We start from the raw sequence: 21,954 nt of genomic DNA, 5'->3' as shown, positions 1-21,954 counted from the left end.
TTCTTCACTCCTCTAGTTTTTTACAGCCAATAATGATGGTTGGATTTTGTGGTTCAAAGTAATGCCCTGCCCCAAGTTTATGCCAATTCGAAACTTGAATTTGTTTCATCGTTAATTCGCTCACGGTTATTTTTTCTAAATGGTTCATCGCTGTTAACGCATTTTCTAACAAAATAAAATTAAGAACTAAACTGCCACCCACGTTCAAATGTGCGAGTGACCAATCAATAATATCGGTTAAATTGCCGCCACTTCCGCCTATAAAAATTGCATCGAAAGTTTCGGTTTCAGGCAATTCGATTGGCGCATAAGCTTCGATGACATTGACATTCTCTAAACCAAACTTAGCTTGATTTTGTTTAATTAAATCGACAGCATCTGGGTTTCGCTCAATCGCAGTAACGTGGATTTGTGGGAAATTACAAGCTACTTGCAAGCCAACGCTCCCTGTTCCCGCGCCAACATCAAGGAAATTTTTACTCGTATCGTCTAAACTAAGCAAATCAATGCTCGCCGCTCGGACTTCTGCTTTTGTCATTGGCACTTTTCCGCGAATAAATACTTCATCCTTCATCTATAATCACCACTACATTCATATCGTATTTTTTTGCCACATCTTCGGGCTTTAACTTGTGAATTCGTTCTTCTTTAGCGCTTAAATTTTCACCAATAAACATCATTTTGTTTAAGTTTCGTTTTAAAATTTCTGCTGCAATTTCATATGGACCGATAATTGTATCTGTCACCATTGCAACTTTTTCATGTTGTAATAGAAAATCAAAATTTGGCGTTTTGCCATGACTGCTCGTAATAAAACAATCATTCATTGGTAATTTGATTTGGTGAAACATCATTTGAATCGCACTAATTCCCGGGATAATCCGAACATCTTCCGCAAAATTCGCCATCGCCCAGTTACCAATTCCGTAAAGCAGTGGATCACCTGATGCTAAAATCACTACCTGTTGATTTTGATGAGGGATATTTTTCAACTCAGCCAGTTTTTTTGGTAAAAGCTTTGGCGTTGCAGTTGTTAATGCAGCAATTTCTTGTAATTGCCTTGTTGAGCCGTATACTATATCCGCTGTGCTTATCGCCAATTTTGCCTCATTGATTAATAGTTTGGTATCACCTGGTCCAATTCCAACTACGGTAATCATCGCCATTCCTCCCGAAGTACTTCAATGTCTTTCGTTGCAGCAAGTAAACCGCGCTCGGTCGAAAAAGTGACAACATCAATTTCCACGCTTGGTTTCGTGAATTTCAAAAAGCGCTCTGATCTTGCTTTGATTTTTTGCGCGATAACGTCATAAACTTGCGTGTAACCAGCTGTTTCAATCAATTCGCCTGCCGCTTCTGTCGTATTGCACTGCTCTACTTCTTGTAAAAGTGATAACGGCGCGCCGAGTAAAGCTAAATTCGCCACTAAGATTTCCGCCCGCGCATCCGCATCCTTGCTATAAGTCGTGAAAATCCCCGCAGAAACTTTCACCAATTTGCCAAAATGACCGACCATCAGCACTTTTTTGAAAGCGAGGCGCTGCGTTTCTTTTAACATATAACCAACAAAATTACTCATCGAAACGATATTATCACTTGAAAAGCCAAGTGTATTTTGGACAAAATCATCGCCATAATTACCGGGAACGAGAATAATTTGGTCAAGCCCTTGATTACGTTTCATTTCAAGTTCCATCGATAGCGATTTTTTCCAGCCTTCATCTGACATTGGGGTAACAATGCCGGTCGTTCCTAAAATAGAAATTCCGCCGATGATGCCTAAATTGCTGTTCATCGTGCGTTTGGCGCGCTCTTCGCCTTCCGGGGCATAAACTAAAATGTTTGCACCACGATTTTCGCCAAGTGATTCACGCACAGTAGCTAAAATATTTTTCCGTGGTGCCGGGTTAATCGCCGCTTCACCAACTGCTACAGAAATTCCTTTTTGCGTGGCGCGACCGATGCCAACACCGCCGTCCAGCACAACTTCTATGCTATCCGTTAATTCCACATCCACAAAAATCCACATTCCGTGTGTCGCATCAATATCGTCTCCGCCATCTTTTTGAACCGCAGCGGTAGCTTTATTTTTGGAAAATTGTTGATGGGCTACAGGGATTTCAAGGATGGTTCCGCCGGTCGTCGTAACTTGTACTGCGCTCACTTCTTCTTGCGTTAACATCATTTCGACACAAGCTTTAGCCGCGGCTGCCGCACAAGTCCCAGTCGTGTAGCCTTTGCGATACTTTTTGCCGTTGTAATAAATAAAATCTTCCATCGCTCGTCGCCTTCTTTACATCGTAATCAAGATTGCATTAATGATGGCTGCAGCAAGGTTACTACCACCTTTTCTACCACGAGCCACAATTGCTGGGATATCTGTTTCCAAAATTTCTTCTTTACATTCAGCTGCTCCAACAAAACCAACAGGAACTGCCACGACCGCATCTGCTTGTAACTGGCCACTTTCCGTCATTTCGATAATTTTATACACCGCAGTTGGGGCATTTCCTAGAACAAAAATTTTCGGTCCATCTTTGAGCGAAGCAAGTTTAATCCCGGCCATCGAGCGCGTAATTCCGTGCTGTTTAGCAATTTCCATTGTTTCTGGATCGCTCACATAACAATGATATTTACAACCAAGTTCATCTAAAAGCCGCTTGTTAATACCACTTAGCGCCATATTAGTATCAGTGAAAATTGTTCCTTTATTTTGGAGAACATGAATAATTTTTGCGATAACATCCTGTTGAAATACAAGGCTATCCAAGTAATCAAAATCTGCTGTCGTATGTATGGCACGCTTGATAATCGCTTCCTCTAGTTTGTTTTGAAACGTATAGTCTGGACGAATATCGTCAATAATTTGTTGAATAATTTCAAAGCTTTTCTCTTCAATTTTGGCTGGATTTTTAATGTAGTTCATTGTGCCACTCCTTTAAAATAGTATTAGATAGATACTTGCAAAAATGATAAATGCGATAGTTGATGCCGCATATAATAAGTAAATTGTTTGGCTAATTTCTGTTTGTGTCACTGGTTTAGTTCCGCTGCCGATTGTTGGCTTGACAACTGTTTCACCAAAATATTCATGCGTGCCACCAAGCGTAATCCCGAGCGCTCCGGCTACTGCGCCTTCCGGATAAGCACAATTAGGACTCGTATGATTTTTCCGGTCCCGCAGCCCTATCACCCAAGCCGCACGCCCATCATACCTTAAAATAAAACTCGCAATAACGAGGAAAAACCAAGATAATCTTGCTGGAATAAAATTGGCGATGTCATCCATTTTCGCGGAAACAAAACCAATCGCGCGATATTTTTCATTTTTATAACCGACCATCGAATCCAGCGTATTGACTGCCTTATACATCAAAGCAAGCACTGGTCCACCGATGAACAAGTAAAAAAGTGGTGCAATTACACCGTCTGCCGTATTTTCAGCCACCGTTTCGATTGTCGCTTTACTAATTTCTTCTGCGGATAATTTATCTGTATCGCGACCAACTATCATTCCAACTTGCACCCTAGCAGCAGCCAAATCTCCATCTGCCAGTGTCCGCGCTATTTTCCGCGCTTCTTTCGCAAGGCAAGTCATCGCAAGCGTCGTATAACCTAAGTAAATGAAAACAGCTGCATAAAGCCAAAAAGCAATTTTTGCACTAAGGTAAAGGACGAGCCATGATGCAATACCCGTTGCGCCAACCGTGAGAACAAATAATAATCCGCCCGCAAAATACAATCCCTTTCCATGAAAAATTTTCCGCAACACAGTAGTTAAAAAGTGAATCCAATTCCCAATTGCTTTGATAGGATGCGGCCAGCTGTAAGGGTCACCTAGTAAGCAATCTAAAATGAAAGCTGCCGTATAAAATAGTAATGTCATCGTCTCGCCGCCCCAAACATCTGCATTAAAATGGCTGGATTTTGATAAAAATGAATATGTAAATAACTCGCGAACGTATTACCTTTCTGATAGCCACCTTGCCATGCTTTCACTATTTCGCCGTCTCGTTTTTTCGAAAGCTGCAAACAAGGCGTTTCGGTCGTTTCAAAAACGGAATGATGGAATTCATGGCCGCGAATCGCCGTCCCTTTTTTACCAATCAACGTGTCTTCCAATGGTTCCGCCGTGCAGTACCCAAACTTCCGAAGTCGCGTTGTCATCTTACTAATCCCAGAAAAAACGCCGACCATTTCATATTGCGCATCGTTCATTTCAAGCGCTGAACCAAGATACATCAAACCACCACACTCCGCATAAATTGGAATGCCTTTTTCATGTGCCGCCAAAATCGATTTTCGCATCGTGCTATTCTTTGCAAGTCGGTCCGCAAATACCTCCGGAAAACCGCCACCAATATAGATAAAATCAGCTTTTGGAACTTCCTTATCTTCCAGTGGACTGAACGGAATAAGCATTGCCCCAGTCGAACGAATCAGTTCTAAATTATCTTGATAATAAAAATGGAATGCCGCATCGAGCGCATAAGCAACTCGAAGCCCAGAAAAGTCCGGTAGCGTGATATCCTGTGACTCTCCGACCAAATCTTCACCAGACTTGCTTATTTCCAACAACTGATCCAAATCAACATGTTCAGCAATCAAATCGCCAAGCAACTCCCATTTTGCTTCTAATTCCGTCATTTCCTCTTGTGGTACCAAGCCCAGATGCCGTTCCGGAAGTGCTACCGCCACATTTTTCGGCAAATATCCTAGAACCGGCACATCCGTATAGCGCTCAATCGCCCCTTTTATCAATGAAAAATGATTTTCTGAAGCAACTCGATTAATAATCACGCCAGCAATTTTTAGCTCTGGATCAAAACGGTTAAAACCATCCACAATCGCCGCCGCGGAAGTCGAAATCGCTTTACCGTCTACAACTAAAATCACCGGTGTTTTCGTACATTTGGCAATAAAGGACGTGCTCGCATTATCCCGATCAATCCCAAGCCCATCAAACAACCCCATTACACCTTCAATCACCGAAATATCAGCCGATTCCCCGTGCTTTTCAAAAAGAGCAGCGAGCAGCGCATCATCATCAATCAGAAAACTATCTAAATTAATCGATGCTACGCCAGTTATCGCTTGATGGTAATTCGTATCAATATAATCTGGTCCTACTTTAAATGGTTGAACTCCTAAGCCTCTTTTTTTAAGCGCATGCATAATTCCAAGCGTGACTGTTGTTTTGCCAGCGCCACTTGATGCAGCCGCAATTAAGATTTTGTTCATCTCTTTTCACCTTTCCATTTAGCCATAAAAAAAGACGCCAAACAGAACTTTGGCGTCTTTTTGAGATTTACGCAAATAAGCTATTTCCTTGTAGCACAAAGAAACTTCCCCATCGTGAAAATCTACTTAATCAAGACAACTCGCTCCCTTAGAAGTTGTTTTTGGATATCGAATATAAAAGCGGTCTCCTGACTTAACATCATCCTACTCACCAGTCTTCCCGGAATTGCTTCCAGTGACATATGTTTGGCTTTCGTCCGTATTACAGTAGCTAGGGCCTGTAGAGGATTTTCACCTCTTTCCCGGATTAATATATTCACCTATTTAGTTGTTTAGTACCCGGCAATTCGTCTTTTCCAGCGTTCTGGCAATACTTGGTAAACGATTTCTGCGACTAAAATGTTACAAATCGTTCCCACTGCAAGAACTGGAAATAAAACAAATACCGCTTGATGCATTAATGGATAAAGTGCGAGTAATGATAACGGACAATTAAAAATAAAAGCAACAACACTCGATACACTAATTGCTAAAATTTGATTTTTTTCAGCTAGTTTTTGGCGCGTGTAGCCATAAGCTAGCATCGTTACACCCATCATTCCAGCGACAATCAAATGAATCGGTAGTGTGAGCGGAAAACCCGCGAGTAGTGCTGATGTTAAATGACCGAAAATCCCGAGCACTGCCCCGTACATCGGACCAAGCAGCAAAGTTCCAATAAATGCTGGAGCTGCGTCAAATGCAACAGAACCCATTAATTTTATGTTCGCGCCAATTACACACATCGCAATCAACATCGCACATAAGACTAATTTTTGAATCTTCAATTGAAAAGATCACCCTCTCATGAAAGCGTTATTTCCATTTCATTATATCCCTGTTAAACCACTGGTACAAGGTCACTCAGAGCATCGAAAACAAAATAGTGCAAGCTTTTCAAATCTGATTTTTTCTGTTTTATCCAGCAAAAATAGCCCCCAGTGTGAACTTTTTCTCAATTTCTATTTTACAAACGAAGAAAATGACAATATTTTGTTATAAAAAAGAATTTATTGTTCTATTTAAAATGCAGGATTAAACGTTATTTAAAGCGATTTTATGGTATAATTAGTGCAAGTAGAATAGGAGGAGGAATTGCATTTGGAGAAAGAAAAAGTTATCAACATTCAACCACTCATGACTAAGCAAGTTGAAAATCAATTTACGCAACAAATTCATGAAGATTTTAACAAGAAAAATCCAGATCATTCCGCCCTACTTCATTCGCTTGAAACGGTCGAAGTGCTGGATGTGCTAAGTGATTATTACTCCGCGCACGAAAAACAAAAACAACCAAAAAAAGAAGCGGCTACTGCAAGTAAATCTGGTGGCGAGCATAAAGAAATCAAACAAGCCATTCGTTACATTAAAAAGAATATCCACCGCTCTATCACACTAGAAGAAGTAGCGAATTATGTTTATTTAAGCCCCTTTTATTTAAGTAAATTATTTAAAAACGAATTGAATATTAATTTTATCAATTACGTCAATGAACAAAAAATGCTCTATGCGAAAGAACAATTAGAAAAAAGCGACTGGGCAGTGCATACAATTGCCAAGAACTTAGGTTTCTCAAGAGCCAGCTATTTTTGCAAAGTATTTAAAAAAGAATTCGATATGACACCAAAAGAATATCGCGATTCCTTAAAATAAAAAAACGATTTCAGCCGTTAAGCCGAAATCGTTTTTTATTTTATTGTGACTGCCAATCAGCCGGATAAGTAACATAAACAAATCTTGCTTCACCAGTAACGGAAAACTTGATTTTGCTACCTTTAGGAATGAAAATAATTTCTCCTGGTCCTGCTGAAACAGTTCTGCCATCAATGACAACATCTAGTCTGCCTTCGATAACGTAATCTACTTCATCATAATCCAAGAACCAATCGAATGTTGTATCTTTCATTTCCATCAGACCGAAACCTAGACGTTTACTTTCTTCTAGTGTTACTAAGTCTTTTGTATAAACAACATCACCCGGGTTACCTGTATCTAAACGATCTTCTTCTGAAACTTTTACTGCAGGAAGTTTGATCGATATAATACCGCTTGGATCAACATGTTTGGAACTTTGGCCCATTTTTTCAATGATAACTTGTTTTACTAGTTGTTCGATTAACTCTTTACTAATATCAGCCATTATCTTTCACCGCCGTTTGTTCTTTTGTTTTATTTTTTTTCATCATTCGGTTAGCCATGTAGATACCAACACCAACAGCAGTTACCCCTCCGACTAATTTCCCGACGATCATTGGGAAGATCATATCTTTAGCAACACCAGCTGTAAAGCCTAGATGATCACCTAAAACAAAGGCCGCAGATACTGCGAAAGCAACGTTAATAATTTTACCGCGCTCATCCATATCTTTTAGCATTTGTAGCATTGGGATACTGTTTGCAAGTGTAGCAACCATACCAGCTGCCGCAACTTCATTCATACCAAGTAATTTACCCATTTTCATAAGAGGCTTGTTGAAAAGTTTCGTAATAACGAATACTAAACAGAAAGCTCCTGCAAGAACTAGTGCAATACCACCAACGATTTCAATACCTTCGCCGATTGGTGCAATTCCTGGAATAATAGTTAAACCAGTTAATTGTTGAACAGCTCCAGCAACTAGCCCGATAGTAGCAACAATTACTACGCCTTTACCGAAAATAGTGAAGCCTTTAATCATGCCTTCTGGTTTGAACCAAAGACCTAACATAATTAGAGCAGCTACAAGAATAATTGGTACTAAGTTTTTGAAAATCATAATTGGAGAGAAGCCAGCTACAAGTCCACCGATTAAACAACCGATTGGAATAGTAATAATACCGGATAATACACCAGTCGCTAAATATTTGTGATCATTTTTGTTAATAATTCCAAGTGCTACTGGAATAGTGAAAACGATTGTTGGTCCCATCATCGAACCTAAAATCGCTCCCGCAAAAAGACCAGCATCAGGAGTTAGCGCAAGTTCTTGAGCTAGCGCAAAACCACCCATGTCATTCGCAAGTAACGTTGTTGCAAACATTGCCGGGTCAGCCCCAAGCGCCGTATAAATTGGTACAACAATCGGGCTTAAAATTTTCGCTAAAACTGGTGCTAACGTAATAATCCCGACCATTGCTAGTGTTAGTGAACCCATTGCCATAATACCTTCTTCAAATTGTGCACCTAAGCCAAATTTGTTACCGATAATTTTGTCAATAGCTCCTAAAATCATAAAGATAACCATTAAATAAATAATAATTTCATTAATGCTCAAAAGTGTTCCTCCATTCTATAGATAGCGTTTTAAAAGTTCATCAGGAGAAGGAATAACCGTATGATGTATCACCTTTTTTGGTTCGGCGGTTTCGATTAGAATCCGCATCCCTTCTTGAATAGCACTAACTTCCCCTGTAAAAACAGCGACAAATTTTCCACCAATCGAAGCACCGAGCGTCATCCGTTTTAAATGAATAGCTGATTTTTTCAGCGCCTCATTGACCGCGTTTAGCCCAGCACCGAGCTGACTGATTTCGATAATTCCTACTGCATCAACTTCCACTTTAGGGTGTTTATTGTTTAGAAAAGCAAGTAATTCTTCGTGCGCCATATGCAAAATATAAGAAGAAACATGAAATTTTCCAGCTTCTTCTTTTGCATCTTGCATCGCACTAGTAAGTTCACCGGAAGCGCCTTGCAAAATAATCAAAAATTTACCAGGACATGTCGGACGAAAAGTAAATAAAGTTACATTGCCGGCTTTCAAGAAAACATCGGCCATTTCGTAACCTTTACTTATACTCCTGAGTTCAAGAATACCTAAGGACTGTTCAGCCATAACGTTCTACCGAGTCGATAATGCCGACGATACAAGCGTCCACTGGTATTGTATTGTCCCCAGTAGATGCTCGTGCTGCGCTACCAGTTGTAACGAGCACAAGATCGCCGTTTCCTGCTCCGGCATTATCAGCTGCCACTATGGAATGTCTTACATCTTCCGTTTCATCGGTACAAATCTCTACTAATAGTAGTTTTAAACCATTCAGTTTTTCGTCTTTTCTTGTTGCCCATAAACTCCCGGTAACTTTTCCAATTTGCATGACGCTCTTCCTTCCTAACTTTCTTTAATGCTTATTCGATTTTCCTGTAAATAATCTTTTGCAAGTGGTGTTAAGAAACTTCCTTTAGGCAAAATGAATTCGCTTTTGTTCTTAGTCAGTTTTTCAACATCCTGTTCGGTGATAACTTTGCTTATTTTCGTATCTTTTACCGGACTTTCGATAAATTCGACACCAAATCGGCTCAGCTTCTCCTCGTACTCTTGAAAAAGTTGTCTGATACCATATTTAGCGGAACGTTTGTAAGCATGTGCTTTGATGCCACTCTTCATAATCCAAGTAGGCCGTCCTGCTAAAAGATGATCTGTAATAAATTGTTCTTTTTTGTTCATCGGTGCAAACAAACTGATTCGAGCTAATTCAGCGATGTCCAATTCTTCCAGTAGTAAAATGTCACAAGCGCGTTCAGAACGATCATAAAGCGAAACTTGATATTCTTTTAGATAACACTGTCTGAGAGTGTGTTCTGCATCTTGACCCATGATAATCATTTTCTTTTCTGGAAGTTGTAATCGTTTCATGACTTCCTCAGTGACGGCTTTTATGAGTGCTTCTAATTCCATACTCATTTAGCCTTTGTTTTCTTGATTATTTGACCTCGAATTCCCTTTTTAAAACCACATGCGTTGGCTTCGTCATAATCAATGTGCATATATGTAGCGAAATCAGGGCTAATCCGAACAACAACATCGTCAAAAATTAGCGGTCTGTCACCATTAATTTTCACTTGTACAATTTCACTTTGAGTAACTTGTTGTTTTTCTGCATCAGCAGGCGTCATATGAATATGGCGTTTAGCAACAATAAGTCCTTCAGATAATTGAACGCTGTTTTTTGCGGATAAAAGTAAAATTCCTGGTGTTCCAGCTATGTCTCCACTTTCGCGAACCGGTGCTTTAATTCCAAGCGCCGTACCATCTGTGGAACTGATTTCTACTTGTGTTTTCTTACGGATTGGGCCTAAAATTACAACGTTATGAATAACGCTTTTTGGTCCAACGATGCTAATTCTTTCTTTACAAACATATTGACCCGGTTGAGATAGGTCACGGAAATGAGTAAGTTCATACCCAGGACCAAATAGTGCATCGACAGTTTCACGGTCTAAATGGACGTGACGGCCAGATGCTTCTACTTCTATGCCAGTTTCAAGTAACGCGCGGCGAGTGACTTCTTCAATAAGGCTTGTTATTAACTCATTATTCATGAATAAGCCTCCTTACTTTTTATATTCATTTGTTCTCACGCGGAACATCAGTATCCAGAATAAACTCGATAATCGGTTAAGCGCTTGAATAATGTCTGGTCGTTTAATGGAATAATCTGCTTCCTTAAATGCTAAAAATGCAGCTAATTCTGTTTCACGGACCATCGTTCTTATTTTGTTTAAACGAATGACCGCATTACCCATCGTATAATCAGGCATAAAATGTGTCATTTGATAATATTTTTTTGGATTATGACTACGTTCCCGCAGTTCTTTTTCATCCATGCCAAGCAAGTTCACTGATTCGATTTGCTCGTTTAAAACTTCCGATCGTACAATATTTCTTACAAAGGTGAGGATTTCTTGTAAATCTTCCGCAAGATCTTTAAACTCAGCTGCGACGGAACATTGGCTTTCCAGAATCTCAGCTTCCAGTGTATCTAATTTTCCGCGGAAAGCGATTTGTGGATGGTCTTTAAATACAAGCAAGTTACCACGCAAATGCGTCATATGTTCTGGCTTCTCATCTAATGCTCCACCATAAATCGTTTGGAATTTTGCTCGAGTAGTTTCTTTTTTCACTGGTTCCACTACTACTTTTGTTTCAGCAATTTCTTCAATATAATGCAGGTCGATTTTCTTTTCAGACAAGAAACTTTTAGCTGAAGGTGTGATAATCGTGCCTTTTTTTATATCGAGTTTTTTGGTTGTTTTTAAATCGGTGTGTAAATAGGCTTTTCGTAACTCATCTTCTGTCAAAATAGCCAAAGAACCACATCCTTTTGTCCCATTTACAATTGGTGTTAGTAATGTTGGGAAGCTTAGTCTTGCTTAAATCTGGTAAAAAGCGAAAGTTTCGGGCAATTTCCGAGTCTGATGGAACCCTTTTGCCTTACGCTCACGCTTTTTCCTGATTTATGTTAAAAATTCGTCTTATTCAGCGCTTTTTGGTAGAATTGCGTCTACTTCGCTGTGTGGACGTGGGATTACGTGTACAGATAGTAATTCACCAACGCGTTCTGCTGCTGCTGCGCCTGCATCTGTTGCTGCTTTAACTGCGCCAACATCGCCGCGAACCATAACTGTTACTAGACCGCCACCAACTTGTTCTTTACCCATAAGTGTTACGTTAGCTGCTTTCACCATTGCGTCTGCTGCTTCTACTGCTCCTACTAAACCTTTTGTTTCGATCATACCTAATGCGTTTGCGTTTGCCATTTTAAAATTCCTCCAATTAGTGTTTTATTTTTTATTTTAATTCTGCTAAAACTTTTTCTACTAAACTTTGGATCAGTGCGTCTGCATCAACCGGAAGTTCAGATGTTGCTTGGTTTTCTTCTTTACGAATATCTTCTAACTCCAAAACGCCAGTAGCGATGCGGCGAATGTTGAAAAGATTTTCAGGTCCGATATTATCAGATGATGAACTTCCTCCAACTGCCCCACAACCAAGTGTTAAAGCAGGTACAAGATTTGTTGTTGCGCCAATTCCGCCAAGTGCTCCTGGTGTATTAACTAAGAGACGGGAAACTGGTTTTTTCAGTGCGAATTCGCGGATGATTGCTTTATCTTCAGAGTGGATGATTAAAGTATGTCCAGCTCCTTCATGATAAAGAATATCCATGCTAAGTTCGCAAGCTTCTTGCCAAGTTTCTGCTGTGTAGAAAGCCAAGATTGGAGCTAATTTTTCTCTTGAATAAGGGATTTTAGCGCCAACTTTTGTTTCTTCAGCGATAAGTACTCTTGCGTCTGCTGGAACTGTTAGGCCAGCAAGGTTAGCGATATGTTGCACGCTTTTACCTACGATTGCTGGATTCATCGAACCATTTGGACGTAAAATGAATTTACCAAGTTGAACAGCTTCTGCATCGGACAAGAAGTGAGCTCCTTGTTTTCTAAATTCAGCAATAACAGCTTCTTTATTCACACGTTCAACAACGACAGATTGCTCAGATGCGCAAATTGTTCCGTTATCGAATGTTTTAGAATCAAGAATATGTTTTACTGCGCGAGGAATGTTAGCACTGCGTTCGATAAATGCTGGGCCATTACCTGGACCTACGCCAATTGCTGGAGTACCAGATGAATAAGCGGCTTTTACCATTGCAGAACCACCTGTTGCAAGGATAACTGCTGTATCTTTATGCTTCATTAGTTGATCTGTTCCTTGAATTGTTGGAACAGTCATACAGCTGATAGCGCCTTTCGGACAACCAGCTTTTTCTGCTGCTTCACTAATAATTCTTACTGTTTCAAGAATTGCTTTTAGTGCGTTTGGATGTGGAGAAAATACGATACTATTTCCGGCTTTGATGGAAATAAGTGTTTTGTAAATCACTGTGGATGTGGGGTTTGTTGACGGGATTAAGCCTGCAACTACGCCTAGCGGAACAGCAACCTCCATTACTTGATTTTCGTTATCTTCTTTTAACATACCAATGGTTTTCATATCTTTGATGTAATTGTAGACGTGTTTCGAGGCAAAGACGTTTTTAATTACTTTGTCTTGCCAGATTCCAAAGCCAGTTTCTTCATGTGCCATTTTTGCGAGTTTTTCGCGAGCATCATAACCAGCATCCGCTATTGCTTTTACAATTGTATCAATTTGTTGTTGGCTCATTGCAGCAAGTTCTTTTTGTGCTTTGTCTGCTGTTGCAATAAGATTTCGAACTTCTTGGATTGAGCGTAAATCTTTATCTTCTAGTGCCACTAGTTTTCACTCCTTCCATAAATGTCTTTTAGTGCATGAACAAGTTTGTCCTTGTTCGCATATTTAATCTTGCTCTTTGGAATAGGCACATTATCTAATGTGTAAGCAAGTTTCCTTAGATCAATAACTTTCATTGCGCGAAGTTCTTTCTCAACACTTTTCGTGTTTGCTTTCACTTCTACGACTTTTTGAACTACTTCTTTTGGTTCTTCTTGTTTGACTTCTTTTGGTTGTGGTTTAACTTCTTCTTGAGGAACAAAAAGTGCTTTTGTATCTTCGCTCATTCTTGCAATAACATGGCTGGATACTAAACAACCTAAGTCTTCTGTTGCTGCTTTCCCTGCTTCAATAGCTGCATTTACTGCACCTACATCACCAGTTAATTCAACCGTTGTTAAACCGCCGCTAATGACTTCGCATTGAATTAGCTCGACATTTGCTGCTTTTAAACATGTATCAGCAGCAACAACGGCACCAAGAAAACCAGTGACTTCAATTAAACCTAGTGCTTCATTTGGCATCTTTTAGCACCACCTTAATATTGAAGTGGATTTTCAGCCACATTTTCTACTGCCATTTTGAAGGCGTCACAAGCTGCTTTACATGCAGATTGGCTACCTGTTAAAAGTGCGCCGCCAAAGTTTGTTTCGGACGGTGGGCCGTAGAAAGCTCCGATTGTTACGTCTGCTGCTTTAAGCGCTGCGTCTAACGCATACATCGCTTCAAGTGGAGGGGCGATTAAGTAAGCAATCGCTTCACCTTCAGCAACATTTGCTTCTTTAGAAAGGAATGTACCAGTTCTTGAAACACAGTGTGCGAAGTAAGGTACGCTATCATCTTCGTTTGCACTAACAAAGCTAGCGCCATTTTCGATGAAATCTACTGCTACAGCAAGACCACTTTTTACTTCCGCAGGGCTTGGTCCGGCAATAATACCGATAACTTCACCAGCGAATTTTGTGGATGCATTTCCAGCACCAGCATACATACTTTTCGCATAAACAACGTCTACTTCAGCTGCTTTTGTTGCTTCGTCAAGCGCTGTGTAAGTTACATCATCACAATCAGATGTAATAATACCAAGGCTTCTTTGATGCGGTTTTAAGTCAAGTTGTTTAAATAGACCGTTGTCTACGTTAGATACAACTTTGACACTTAAAACGGATGCAGGTAATTTATCATTTTTCATGAAGTTTCCTCCTCTAACTAGCTTATTTTAAATCGATACCAGAACATTTTTTCTCAAGCATATTGTGAATTAATTCAGCAATATATGCGCCTGCTTCAACTGGTGGAGTTCCGCCGCTATGAATGTTAGAAATAACGGTACGACGAGCTTCTGGCATACCAATTGTTGGTTTGTAAGCAATGTATGCACTCATGGATTCAGCTGTTACTAGACCTGGACGTTCACCTACAAGTAAGCAAACTACGTCAGCGCCAGTGATTTCACCGATTTGGTCCATGGAAGGTACACGACAATGTTTAACGAAAATAATGTTATCAAAATCCAAGTTATACATTTTCAAACCTTGTTTAATGGATGGTAAGATGTCTTTGATGTTCGCTTCAATTGCCGCTGAGCTAAGTCCGTCACCGACAACGATTTGTAGTTTAGCGTTTTTCGTAGTATTCGCACGAATCACTTCTACCATTTCATTGTCAAATTCACGACCTAAGTCTGGGCGAGTTAAGTACTCATCTTTATCATGACATTTAGTGTTTACTGGGATAAAGTTCATTTCTTTTACTAAATCCTCAGAAACGTAAGAGAAAACGGAATCTTGTGCTACTGCATGGTCCGCACGGAAACGAAGAGTTGTTTCTGTTTTGTAACGTGGACCAGCACGCCATAAACCAAGTCGAGCAGGTGTCATTTGTTTCATTTTCAAATAACCTTCACGATCAGCTGGTTCTGGTACTAGTAATTGTTTTTTGATATCTACTTCAGTAATATCCGGGATGCTACCTTCTGTTACAACTGTTTCAACTACAGATTTAGTTGGTGCAGCTGCTACTGTATCAGTTGTTTTACCACCGGACATTTCTGTTAAAATGCCTTCAATCATTTGTTTTAATTCTTGTTCGTTCATCGCTTAGTTCCTCCCTTCCTTATTTTAGGAAAATAGATGCATCTCCAGCACGGCTAGTTAATTTACCATTTTCGCTGAATCCCATTTTTTCCATCCACTGATCAAATTCTTTAATTGGTTTTAGGCCAAATAATTCACGTAAAGTGGCTGTTTCGTGGTAACCAGTTGTTTGGTAGTTAAGCATAACGTCATCACCATGAGGAATACCCATGATAAAGTTACATCCTGCTGCTGTTAGAAGTACGGATAAGTTTTCTACGTCGTTTTGGTCGGCTTTCATGTGGTTTGTGTAACATACGTCACAACCCATAGAAATACCAGTTAATTTACCCATGAAGTGATCTTCAAGGCCGGCGCGGATTACTTGTTTGGAATCATATAGATACTCAGGTCCGATAAATCCAACTACTGTATTTACTAGGAATGGATCAAATTTCTTCGCGAATCCATAACAACGAGCTTCCATTGTTACTTGGTCTACGCCGAAATGAGCGTCAGAGGAAAGTTCAGAACCTTGTCCTGTTTCAAAGTACATTACGTTTGGTCCAGTTGCAGCACCACTTTGAAGGGCTAATTGTCTAGCTTCTTCAATAGTTGCTCCGTCAAAACCGAAAGCTGTATTACCTTTTTCAGAACCTGCGATAGATTGGAATACAAGACCAGTTGGAGCGCCGCGACGCATTGCTTCCATTTGAGTCTTCACATGTGCAAGTACACAAGTTTGTGTTGGCACATCCCATTTACTGCGGAATTCTTCAAATTTATTAAGTAGGCGAACTACGCTATCAGTAGAATCATCTACTGGGTTAAGTCCGATTACCGCATCCCCAATCCCGTAAGTTAATCCTTCCATTAGTGAAGCAAGGATACCATCAGGATCATCTGTTGGATGGTTTGGTTGTAGTCTAGCGGAGAAAGTTCCTGGAAGACCGATTGTTGTGTTCGCATGTGCGATTACACGGATTTTTTTCGCCCCATAAATTAAATCTAAGTTGGACATTAGTTTAGTAACAGCAGCAATAATTTCTGATGTTAGGCCGCGTGCAACACGTTTAATGTCAGCATCTGTTGTTTTATGGTCTAAAATCCATTCCCGTAATTCTTCCACTGTCCAGTTTTTGATGGAATCATGGATACGGTCGTTTACTTGGTCTTGAATAATACGTGTTACCTCATCTGTTTCATATGGGACAACCGGATTATTACGTAAATCTCCAAGCGTCATTTTAGAAAGCACCACTTTGGCAGCTACACGTTCTTCTGCAGATTCAGCAGCAACTCCGGCTAAGCGATCGCCTGATTTTTCTTCGTTTGCTTTTGCCAACACATCAGTGATGGATTTGAACTGGTATGTATGGCCGAATAAATTCGTTTTTAAAATCATTCGATAAATCCTCCTCTCAAAATTAAAGCTATTTATGTGGATCAGTTAAAGACTAAGGTTTTTACTACTACTGGTAGCACTTTCCCGTCAGCAACTGGTTTTCCTATATCAATATAATCACCATTATCGACTTTGACACTATCCAAACAAATGAGTGGATAGCCGGCTGGTAAATGCCCGAAGATGCTTTGTCCGAGGGCTTTTGCCATGTCGTGCCAAGTAATGATAATTAGCGGATGACCAAGTGCGATTGGCTCTTTCATTCCTTCGCAAATGGCTTTCGCGTACTCTGTTACTTGCTGGAAACTTGGGCTATTTTCGCCTTCAATTGCAAGCGCAATACGTTCCATTTCATTATCTATTTTGAACCAGCTAAGTTTTTCCTTGATGACTTCTGCCATATTTTCATCTTCTTCTTGTTTGGCAAGTTTCAAAATCGGAATATTTTTTACTGGGAAAATTTTCTCGGTGTAAGTAATGGTGCTACCGCTAATTTCAGCTGTGTGTGAACCGGCTCCCACCACGGTTGCCCGTATGGTTTCGACAGATTCGATATACTTTTTTTCGGTCATCAAGCTAGATTCAGCTATTGCCTTCCCTAGCAGTAAACCAATATCGCCATATCTAAATGGATCACTTAGCGCACCAGTGGAAATACAATCTGCAACGCCACCTGAAAAAGAAATACAATCGATTTCCGTTAAAAATTTCAAGCCTTTATTCGTAATAATCGTTTCATAAAAATCATTTGGCGCCCCAAGAGCAACACTGTTTTTTAGTAATTCGACCATTTCGCCTAAAACTGGCTGCAAGTTTTCTGGTGAAGTTGTTCCACCAAGCGTGATTGGATAACCACGTTTTTCGATTAAAGCTTGAATTTTTGGAGCAATATAGGTGATTTTTCTTGTTTCACGGTCTACTTTAATTAACCGACCACCAATATCTAAGCAAGCTGTATCAATGAGTTCACCGCGATCAAATAGCGATAAATTCGTTGTTCCACCGCCAATGTCCAAATTCACAACTGACGTGTTATTGTCTTTGGAGTACGTATGCGCACCTGCTCCTTTTCCGGCAATGATACTTTCTAAATCCGGACCAGCAGTTGCAACAACGAAGTCTCCCGCGAAACCACTCATGGCTTCTAGCACGTTGCTTGCATTATCTTTACGAGCAGTTTCACCCGTGATAATAACAGCCCCCATGCCAATTTCTTCTTTTTTAATTCCTGCGTTGGCATATTCTTTCGTTACAAAATCACGAATCGCCTCTACATCAATCAAATTATCAGCAAGAATCGGTGTAAATAGAATCTCACTTCTAAAAATGATCCGCTTATCTGAAATAACAATCCGCGGTACGGTGAAGCTTGATGCCATATTTTGAATTTCTAACTCGGATAAAATGAGTTGTGTTGTCGACGTTCCAAGGTCAATCCCTACACTTAAAATTGTTTCCGCCAAAACCCTCACTCCTTTCTAGCAAAAAGAAAAAGCTTAAAGACAAATAACAGTATCGTTACTTGGCTTTAAGCTTCATCGCTTTTTCATAGCTACTTCTTTGTAGCATGGATAGAATTGTATTTAAAATCAAACATTGTTTTTGTTCCATGTTCATTCGATTCAATCGTTACTTTGCCTCGCAATTTATCTTTGATGTAACTTTTGACAATGGAAAGTCCTAGGCTTTTTTCGGACACTTTGCGAACGTTGAAGCCATGCCCATTATCGGTTACTTCTGCGTGGATTAAATTCTTGTCTTCTTTTATTTGTAGTAAAATTTCGCCTGATTCATTTGGATGGAATGCATGGTCATACGAGTTTTGCAGTAGCTCATTCATAACGAGCGCCAGCGCCACAGTACGGTCGCTATCCAAATAAATTCGTTTGTCGATATCCATTCTAACAGCCACTTTTGGACAGTCGGTACAACATCTTTCAATATTGTAGGCAACTGTTTCGATGACCATGTAAAGATTAATGCCATCTTCCATTTGCTTCGATAAAAGCTCATGGGTTGCTGCAATAGCAAGGATTCGGCTGACACTTTCATTAAGGATTTTCTGTGCCTCAACACTTGTCGAACGTCGGCCTTGAATTCGTAACAAGGAAACGACAGACTGCAAATTGTTTTTGACACGATGATGAATTTCGCGAATCGCGACTGATTTAGAAACGATTTCTGCTTCTTTCACCTTAATATCTGTAATGTCATGCAAGATAAGAATAAAACGACATTCCTGCTCGTCTTCTTCTTTCACGAAAATCTGCTTCATAATAAAGTAATTCCCGGCAATAACCACTTCTTTTTTTAGTTGAATTGGCTGTTTTCCAGTTTCGATTTGATACATAATTGCGTCAAACATGATCTGGTCGAGTGATAAATTATCATAATGCATGCCTTGGATATCTTCCATGTAACCAAGTCGTTCGTAATACTGATCTGCCGCGCAATTTTTTTGTTGTAAAATACCTTTACGGTCAAAAATCAAAATCGCGTCATCTAGCTGATCGGTAATAGAATCGCTTAGTTTGCTCATCGCGGAAAGCGTAGTGGAGACATCTCGATATGCCGTTTCTTCATTGTCGATTTCAAAATGCGCTTTAATTTCGGCACTGATATCGTTTTCTAGAATAAGCACGGCAATGACTCGCTGCTTGTTGCGAATTGGATAGACTTTTTGGCGAATTAATACGTTTTCTTGTGTTTTTGCAAGTAAGTCATTGGAATTCATACCCGTTTCCAGTGTTCTAAGTACACCTGGTTCGTTTGTGCGAAGGGCTGTTTCTCCGACTACTTTATTTTTGTAAAGTGAATTGGTTGTTTTTGGTGGTGTATGGTGAATAACAAGAGCTTCACTAGTAAGTTTGTTATACACATCGATAAACACATCGACATCTTGATACATCGAAGACACGCGCAATGATTTGGCTGTATGAATCAATTCCTCGATATCATTTTCAGACAAATCGGTATAGCGTAAACACATTTCTCGAATCGTTTTAGTCATCGCTCATCACGATCGTTTCTGCGATTTCCATCATTGGACAACGCTTGTCCATACTTAGGTTACGAATCATGTTGTAGGCTTCTTCTTCTGTGATGTTGTTCTCAATCATAAGCACACCTTTTGCTTTTTCAATCACTTTACGTTCTTCTAATTTTTTGGTGAGCTTTTCTAATTGTTGTTCTAATTTCCTTGTTTCTCGCCCTTTGGCAATACTCATTTCAACCGTTGGGATCAAACTTTTTTCATCAAGTGGCTTGACTAAATAGCCTAGTGCTCCGAATCCTTTTGCTTTCTCGGTGTTTTTTTGATCACTAAATGCAGTAAGTAAAATAATTCCGCCAGCAAGGCCATCTGAAATAATTCGTTTCCCTGCTTTTAAGCCGTCTAAGAGTGGCATTTGAATGTCCATAATAACAAGATCTGGTTGATGTGTTTTACAAAGCTCAATTGCTTCAAAACCATCTGTCGCTTCCCCTACAACATTGTAGTTCGCTTCTTCCAAGATGTCTCGGATATCCATTCTTGTAATAGGTTCATCATCGGCTATTACAATTCTTCCATTCATTTCTGTCACGTCCTCTTCTTCTGCTATTGATTGATTCGTCACAATAAAGGACAAAATCATTCTATAGAAGCATTTACTTGAGCGAAAGAGTTAAAGAGCTAGAGAAAAATTCCTCCAAGAAAATAGAAAGAGCCCCTTAAAAATATTGTGCAATATTTTTGAGGGAGCCCCGTTGCTCTGCTATATTTATAATTCCACACGTCTTTGTGCTCGGTTCTATTATAAAGTAGCATGAAAACGATGTCAATAGGTTATTTGATTCCAGTTGTGAAATAAATAACTTTTATGCCAGCATTTTTTCGAGAATAGCACTAACATCCGTTTCAGTCGGTGTTCGAGGATTTGTTGCAGTACATCCATCGTTTAGCGCGCCTTCTGCGATTTGAGCGATATTTTCATTTAAATCTGTGCGGCTAACACCACATTCTGACAAGGTTGTTGGCATATTGAGTTTCTTTTGAAGTTGTTTAATTGCATTAATCAAGCTACGAACACCAAGACGTGTATTGGATGCTGGCATTTTTAGTAATTTTGCAATTGCTGTGTAACGTTCTGCTGCACGGTTGTCTGGATTGTTACCGAAATCACTTGTAATTCCAGCGTTATAACTAATTACGTGCGGTAATAGTAATGTGTTCATACGGCCATGCGGAATTTTAAATTTAGCTCCTGCTGTATGAGCGATACCATGATTTAAGCCAAGAGAGGTAATGTTAAATGCCATTCCCGCTAGACAAGACGCATTATGCATTTTTTCACGCGCTTCAAGGTCATTTCCGTCTTTATAAGCACGTTCTAAGTAAGTAAATACTAATTGGATTACTTTTTCTGCCATTGCGTCTGAGTAATCGTTGGCTTTCGTGGACACGTATGCTTCAAGCGCATGTGTTAACACGTCCATACCAGTGTCTGCTGTGATTGCTGGCGGTACAGATTTTACTAAGTCCGCATCTAAAATCGCTTCATCAGGCAAAATAGCATCTGTAATAAGTGGATATTTAATCGCTTTTTCTTTGTTTGTAATAACAGAGAAACTAGTCACTTCAGAGCCAGTTCCACTTGTTGTCGGGATAACGATGAAAGGCATCGCGCGTACCGTACCAAGTTTTTGACCGAAGAATTTCATTGCTTTCGCCGCATCAATCGCAGAACCACCACCGATAGCAATCATTAAGTTTGCATCACATTCATTTAAAACTTCGATTCCTGCTACGACGTTTTCAATCGGCGGATCTGGAATAATTTCGCTAAAAATTGTATATGTATTCGATGGATCAATTTTGTCTGTAATCGCATTAATCATTCCGGAACTAACCATAAACGGGTCTGTTACGATAAAGATTTGTTTGTCTTTAAAATCGAGTAAACGATCTGTTGCTCCTTGGCCAATGTATAGGTCTGTTTTAAAACTAACTTTTTGCATGAGATTACCTCCTAGTTTTTTTAAAATAAAAAAAGAAGCTTTGAGTAGAGAAATTTTCTCTTCCAACTCAAAGCTTCTTTGCTAAGTAAACAGTACGCCTTTGTACCGTAAAATATTTTATTTGTCCACTTTATTAAAAACCAAACACGTGGAAATGTCAAATCTTTTTTTGTAAATAGGCAATGAA

25 protein-coding genes and 1 riboswitch are annotated in these 21,954 nt (G+C 39.7%); of the genes, 1 reads left to right on the top strand and 24 read right to left on the bottom strand.

What is annotated here, in order from left to right; genetic code table 11:
• Positions 1 to 4: 4 nt before the first annotated feature.
• The 7 genes from HCJ30_RS04750 to cblT all read right to left on the bottom strand — a co-directional run bounded on the left by HCJ30_RS04750 (position 5) and on the right by cblT (position 6,068).
• Positions 5 to 574, bottom strand: coding sequence for a decarboxylating cobalt-precorrin-6B (C(15))-methyltransferase (locus HCJ30_RS04750; protein ID WP_185391173.1), 570 nt, complete (start codon positions 572 to 574; stop codon positions 5 to 7).
• Complete coding sequence (locus HCJ30_RS04745; protein ID WP_185391172.1) at positions 564 to 1,160, bottom strand: cobalt-precorrin-7 (C(5))-methyltransferase; 597 nt, start codon at positions 1,158 to 1,160, stop codon at positions 564 to 566. The genes HCJ30_RS04750 and HCJ30_RS04745 overlap by 11 nt, the downstream gene beginning before the upstream one ends.
• A complete protein-coding gene (gene cbiD / locus HCJ30_RS04740) occupies positions 1,157 to 2,278 on the bottom strand; it encodes a cobalt-precorrin-5B (C(1))-methyltransferase CbiD (RefSeq protein ID WP_185391171.1) in 1,122 nt (373 codons plus the stop codon). Before cbiD ends, HCJ30_RS04745 begins: the two co-directional genes overlap by 4 nt.
• A 15-nt stretch (positions 2,279 to 2,293) precedes the next feature.
• Positions 2,294 to 2,926 carry a cobalt-precorrin-8 methylmutase gene (locus tag HCJ30_RS04735; RefSeq protein WP_008947555.1) on the bottom strand — a complete coding sequence of 211 codons (633 nt, stop codon included), beginning with the start codon at positions 2,924 to 2,926 and terminating at the stop codon, positions 2,294 to 2,296.
• 12 nt (positions 2,927 to 2,938) lie between these two features.
• Complete coding sequence (gene cbiB / locus HCJ30_RS04730) at positions 2,939 to 3,886, bottom strand: adenosylcobinamide-phosphate synthase CbiB (protein WP_185391170.1); 948 nt, start codon at positions 3,884 to 3,886, stop codon at positions 2,939 to 2,941.
• Positions 3,883 to 5,241 carry a cobyrinic acid a,c-diamide synthase CobB gene (locus HCJ30_RS04725; RefSeq protein WP_185391169.1) on the bottom strand — a complete coding sequence of 453 codons (1,359 nt, stop codon included), beginning with the start codon at positions 5,239 to 5,241 and terminating at the stop codon, positions 3,883 to 3,885. The genes cbiB and HCJ30_RS04725 overlap by 4 nt, the downstream gene beginning before the upstream one ends.
• A 161-nt stretch (positions 5,242 to 5,402) precedes the next feature.
• A riboswitch (cobalamin riboswitch) is annotated at positions 5,403 to 5,592 on the bottom strand.
• Positions 5,574 to 6,068, bottom strand: coding sequence for an alpha-ribazole transporter (cblT, locus tag HCJ30_RS04720; protein ID WP_185391168.1), 495 nt, complete (start codon positions 6,066 to 6,068; stop codon positions 5,574 to 5,576). (Overlaps the previous riboswitch by 19 nt.)
• A 313-nt stretch (positions 6,069 to 6,381) precedes the next feature.
• Between cblT and HCJ30_RS04715 the strand changes: the two genes are divergently transcribed.
• Positions 6,382 to 6,933 carry an AraC family transcriptional regulator gene (locus HCJ30_RS04715; RefSeq protein WP_185391167.1) on the top strand — a complete coding sequence of 184 codons (552 nt, stop codon included), beginning with the start codon at positions 6,382 to 6,384 and terminating at the stop codon, positions 6,931 to 6,933.
• A gap of 40 nt (positions 6,934 to 6,973) precedes the next feature.
• Here HCJ30_RS04715 and HCJ30_RS04710 read toward each other — a convergent pair whose 3' ends face one another.
• The 17 genes from HCJ30_RS04710 to HCJ30_RS04630 all read right to left on the bottom strand — a co-directional run bounded on the left by HCJ30_RS04710 (position 6,974) and on the right by HCJ30_RS04630 (position 21,767).
• Positions 6,974 to 7,420 carry a EutQ-related cupin domain-containing protein gene (locus HCJ30_RS04710; RefSeq protein WP_185391166.1) on the bottom strand — a complete coding sequence of 149 codons (447 nt, stop codon included), beginning with the start codon at positions 7,418 to 7,420 and terminating at the stop codon, positions 6,974 to 6,976.
• The gene (gene eutH, locus HCJ30_RS04705) at positions 7,413 to 8,534 is read right to left on the bottom strand and encodes an ethanolamine utilization protein EutH (RefSeq protein ID WP_185391165.1); all 1,122 of its coding nucleotides are present in this window, start codon (positions 8,532 to 8,534) and stop codon (positions 7,413 to 7,415) included. The genes HCJ30_RS04710 and eutH overlap by 8 nt, the downstream gene beginning before the upstream one ends.
• A gap of 15 nt (positions 8,535 to 8,549) precedes the next feature.
• On the bottom strand, positions 8,550 to 9,095 hold the full coding sequence (locus HCJ30_RS04700; protein ID WP_003721583.1) for an ethanolamine utilization microcompartment shell protein: 546 nt from the start codon (positions 9,093 to 9,095) through the stop codon (positions 8,550 to 8,552).
• A complete protein-coding gene (locus tag HCJ30_RS04695) occupies positions 9,088 to 9,357 on the bottom strand; it encodes a EutN/CcmL family microcompartment protein (protein WP_003721582.1) in 270 nt (89 codons plus the stop codon). The genes HCJ30_RS04700 and HCJ30_RS04695 overlap by 8 nt, the downstream gene beginning before the upstream one ends.
• 14 nt (positions 9,358 to 9,371) lie before the next feature.
• Positions 9,372 to 9,944 (bottom strand): TIGR02536 family ethanolamine utilization protein, encoded by a 573-nt coding sequence (locus HCJ30_RS04690; protein ID WP_185391164.1) that lies wholly within the window; start codon positions 9,942 to 9,944, stop codon positions 9,372 to 9,374.
• On the bottom strand, positions 9,941 to 10,582 hold the full coding sequence (gene eutD, locus HCJ30_RS04685; protein WP_185391163.1) for an ethanolamine utilization phosphate acetyltransferase EutD: 642 nt from the start codon (positions 10,580 to 10,582) through the stop codon (positions 9,941 to 9,943). The genes HCJ30_RS04690 and eutD overlap by 4 nt, the downstream gene beginning before the upstream one ends.
• A 12-nt stretch (positions 10,583 to 10,594) precedes the next feature.
• Positions 10,595 to 11,350, bottom strand: a complete 756-nt coding sequence (locus HCJ30_RS04680; RefSeq protein WP_185391162.1) for a cobalamin adenosyltransferase family protein — start codon at positions 11,348 to 11,350, stop codon at positions 10,595 to 10,597.
• A 165-nt stretch (positions 11,351 to 11,515) separates the two neighbouring features.
• Positions 11,516 to 11,800 (bottom strand): BMC domain-containing protein, encoded by a 285-nt coding sequence (locus HCJ30_RS04675; protein ID WP_003719393.1) that lies wholly within the window; start codon positions 11,798 to 11,800, stop codon positions 11,516 to 11,518.
• A gap of 31 nt (positions 11,801 to 11,831) precedes the next feature.
• Positions 11,832 to 13,292 carry an acetaldehyde dehydrogenase (acetylating) gene (locus tag HCJ30_RS04670; RefSeq protein ID WP_185391161.1) on the bottom strand — a complete coding sequence of 487 codons (1,461 nt, stop codon included), beginning with the start codon at positions 13,290 to 13,292 and terminating at the stop codon, positions 11,832 to 11,834.
• A complete protein-coding gene (locus tag HCJ30_RS04665) occupies positions 13,292 to 13,813 on the bottom strand; it encodes a BMC domain-containing protein (protein WP_185391160.1) in 522 nt (173 codons plus the stop codon). The genes HCJ30_RS04670 and HCJ30_RS04665 overlap by 1 nt, the downstream gene beginning before the upstream one ends.
• A 14-nt stretch (positions 13,814 to 13,827) precedes the next feature.
• A complete protein-coding gene (gene eutL, locus HCJ30_RS04660; protein ID WP_003721576.1) occupies positions 13,828 to 14,481 on the bottom strand; it encodes an ethanolamine utilization microcompartment protein EutL in 654 nt (217 codons plus the stop codon).
• Between the two features lie 22 nt (positions 14,482 to 14,503).
• Positions 14,504 to 15,385: an ethanolamine ammonia-lyase subunit EutC gene (gene eutC, locus HCJ30_RS04655; RefSeq protein WP_185391159.1), complete on the bottom strand. Its 882-nt coding sequence runs from the start codon at positions 15,383 to 15,385 to the stop codon at positions 14,504 to 14,506.
• Positions 15,386 to 15,404: 19 nt separating this feature from the next.
• Entirely contained in the window at positions 15,405 to 16,769 is a 1,365-nt protein-coding gene (locus HCJ30_RS04650) for an ethanolamine ammonia-lyase subunit EutB (RefSeq protein WP_003721574.1), read from the bottom strand.
• A 41-nt stretch (positions 16,770 to 16,810) separates the two neighbouring features.
• Positions 16,811 to 18,232 carry an ethanolamine ammonia-lyase reactivating factor EutA gene (gene eutA / locus HCJ30_RS04645; RefSeq protein ID WP_185391158.1) on the bottom strand — a complete coding sequence of 474 codons (1,422 nt, stop codon included), beginning with the start codon at positions 18,230 to 18,232 and terminating at the stop codon, positions 16,811 to 16,813.
• Between the two features lie 89 nt (positions 18,233 to 18,321).
• Entirely contained in the window at positions 18,322 to 19,779 is a 1,458-nt protein-coding gene (locus tag HCJ30_RS04640) for a GAF domain-containing sensor histidine kinase (RefSeq protein WP_185391157.1), read from the bottom strand.
• Positions 19,772 to 20,353, bottom strand: a complete 582-nt coding sequence (locus HCJ30_RS04635; RefSeq protein WP_185391590.1) for an ANTAR domain-containing response regulator — start codon at positions 20,351 to 20,353, stop codon at positions 19,772 to 19,774. Before HCJ30_RS04635 ends, HCJ30_RS04640 begins: the two co-directional genes overlap by 8 nt.
• A 274-nt stretch (positions 20,354 to 20,627) precedes the next feature.
• Complete coding sequence (locus HCJ30_RS04630) at positions 20,628 to 21,767, bottom strand: 1-propanol dehydrogenase PduQ (protein WP_061394390.1); 1,140 nt, start codon at positions 21,765 to 21,767, stop codon at positions 20,628 to 20,630.
• Positions 21,768 to 21,954: the final 187 nt, after the last annotated feature.

Source organism: Listeria cossartiae subsp. cossartiae, assembly GCF_014224155.1.
In the GTDB taxonomy this organism is placed as follows: Bacteria; Bacillota; Bacilli; order Lactobacillales; family Listeriaceae; genus Listeria; species Listeria cossartiae.
This window is presented reverse-complemented; position numbering and strand designations above follow the sequence as displayed.

Coding starts and splice junctions, on each gene's coding strand:
- HCJ30_RS04750 (WP_185391173.1), bottom strand. CDS start 574: ATGAAGGATGAAGTATTTATTCGCGGAAAAGTGCCAATGACAAAAGCA.
- HCJ30_RS04745 (WP_185391172.1), bottom strand. CDS start 1,160: ATGATTACCGTAGTTGGAATTGGACCAGGTGATACCAAACTATTAATC.
- cbiD (WP_185391171.1), bottom strand. CDS start 2,278: ATGGAAGATTTTATTTATTACAACGGCAAAAAGTATCGCAAAGGCTAC.
- HCJ30_RS04735 (WP_008947555.1), bottom strand. CDS start 2,926: ATGAACTACATTAAAAATCCAGCCAAAATTGAAGAGAAAAGCTTTGAA.
- cbiB (WP_185391170.1), bottom strand. CDS start 3,886: ATGACATTACTATTTTATACGGCAGCTTTCATTTTAGATTGCTTACTA.
- HCJ30_RS04725 (WP_185391169.1), bottom strand. CDS start 5,241: ATGAACAAAATCTTAATTGCGGCTGCATCAAGTGGCGCTGGCAAAACA.
- HCJ30_RS04710 (WP_185391166.1), bottom strand. CDS start 7,420: ATGGCTGATATTAGTAAAGAGTTAATCGAACAACTAGTAAAACAAGTT.
- HCJ30_RS04700 (WP_003721583.1), bottom strand. CDS start 9,095: ATGGCTGAACAGTCCTTAGGTATTCTTGAACTCAGGAGTATAAGTAAA.
- HCJ30_RS04695 (WP_003721582.1), bottom strand. CDS start 9,357: ATGCAAATTGGAAAAGTTACCGGGAGTTTATGGGCAACAAGAAAAGAC.
- HCJ30_RS04690 (WP_185391164.1), bottom strand. CDS start 9,944: ATGAGTATGGAATTAGAAGCACTCATAAAAGCCGTCACTGAGGAAGTC.
- eutD (WP_185391163.1), bottom strand. CDS start 10,582: ATGAATAATGAGTTAATAACAAGCCTTATTGAAGAAGTCACTCGCCGC.
- HCJ30_RS04675 (WP_003719393.1), bottom strand. CDS start 11,800: ATGGCAAACGCAAACGCATTAGGTATGATCGAAACAAAAGGTTTAGTA.
- HCJ30_RS04665 (WP_185391160.1), bottom strand. CDS start 13,813: ATGCCAAATGAAGCACTAGGTTTAATTGAAGTCACTGGTTTTCTTGGT.
- eutL (WP_003721576.1), bottom strand. CDS start 14,481: ATGAAAAATGATAAATTACCTGCATCCGTTTTAAGTGTCAAAGTTGTA.
- eutC (WP_185391159.1), bottom strand. CDS start 15,385: ATGAACGAACAAGAATTAAAACAAATGATTGAAGGCATTTTAACAGAA.
- HCJ30_RS04650 (WP_003721574.1), bottom strand. CDS start 16,769: ATGATTTTAAAAACGAATTTATTCGGCCATACATACCAGTTCAAATCC.
- HCJ30_RS04640 (WP_185391157.1), bottom strand. CDS start 19,779: ATGACTAAAACGATTCGAGAAATGTGTTTACGCTATACCGATTTGTCT.
- HCJ30_RS04630 (WP_061394390.1), bottom strand. CDS start 21,767: ATGCAAAAAGTTAGTTTTAAAACAGACCTATACATTGGCCAAGGAGCA.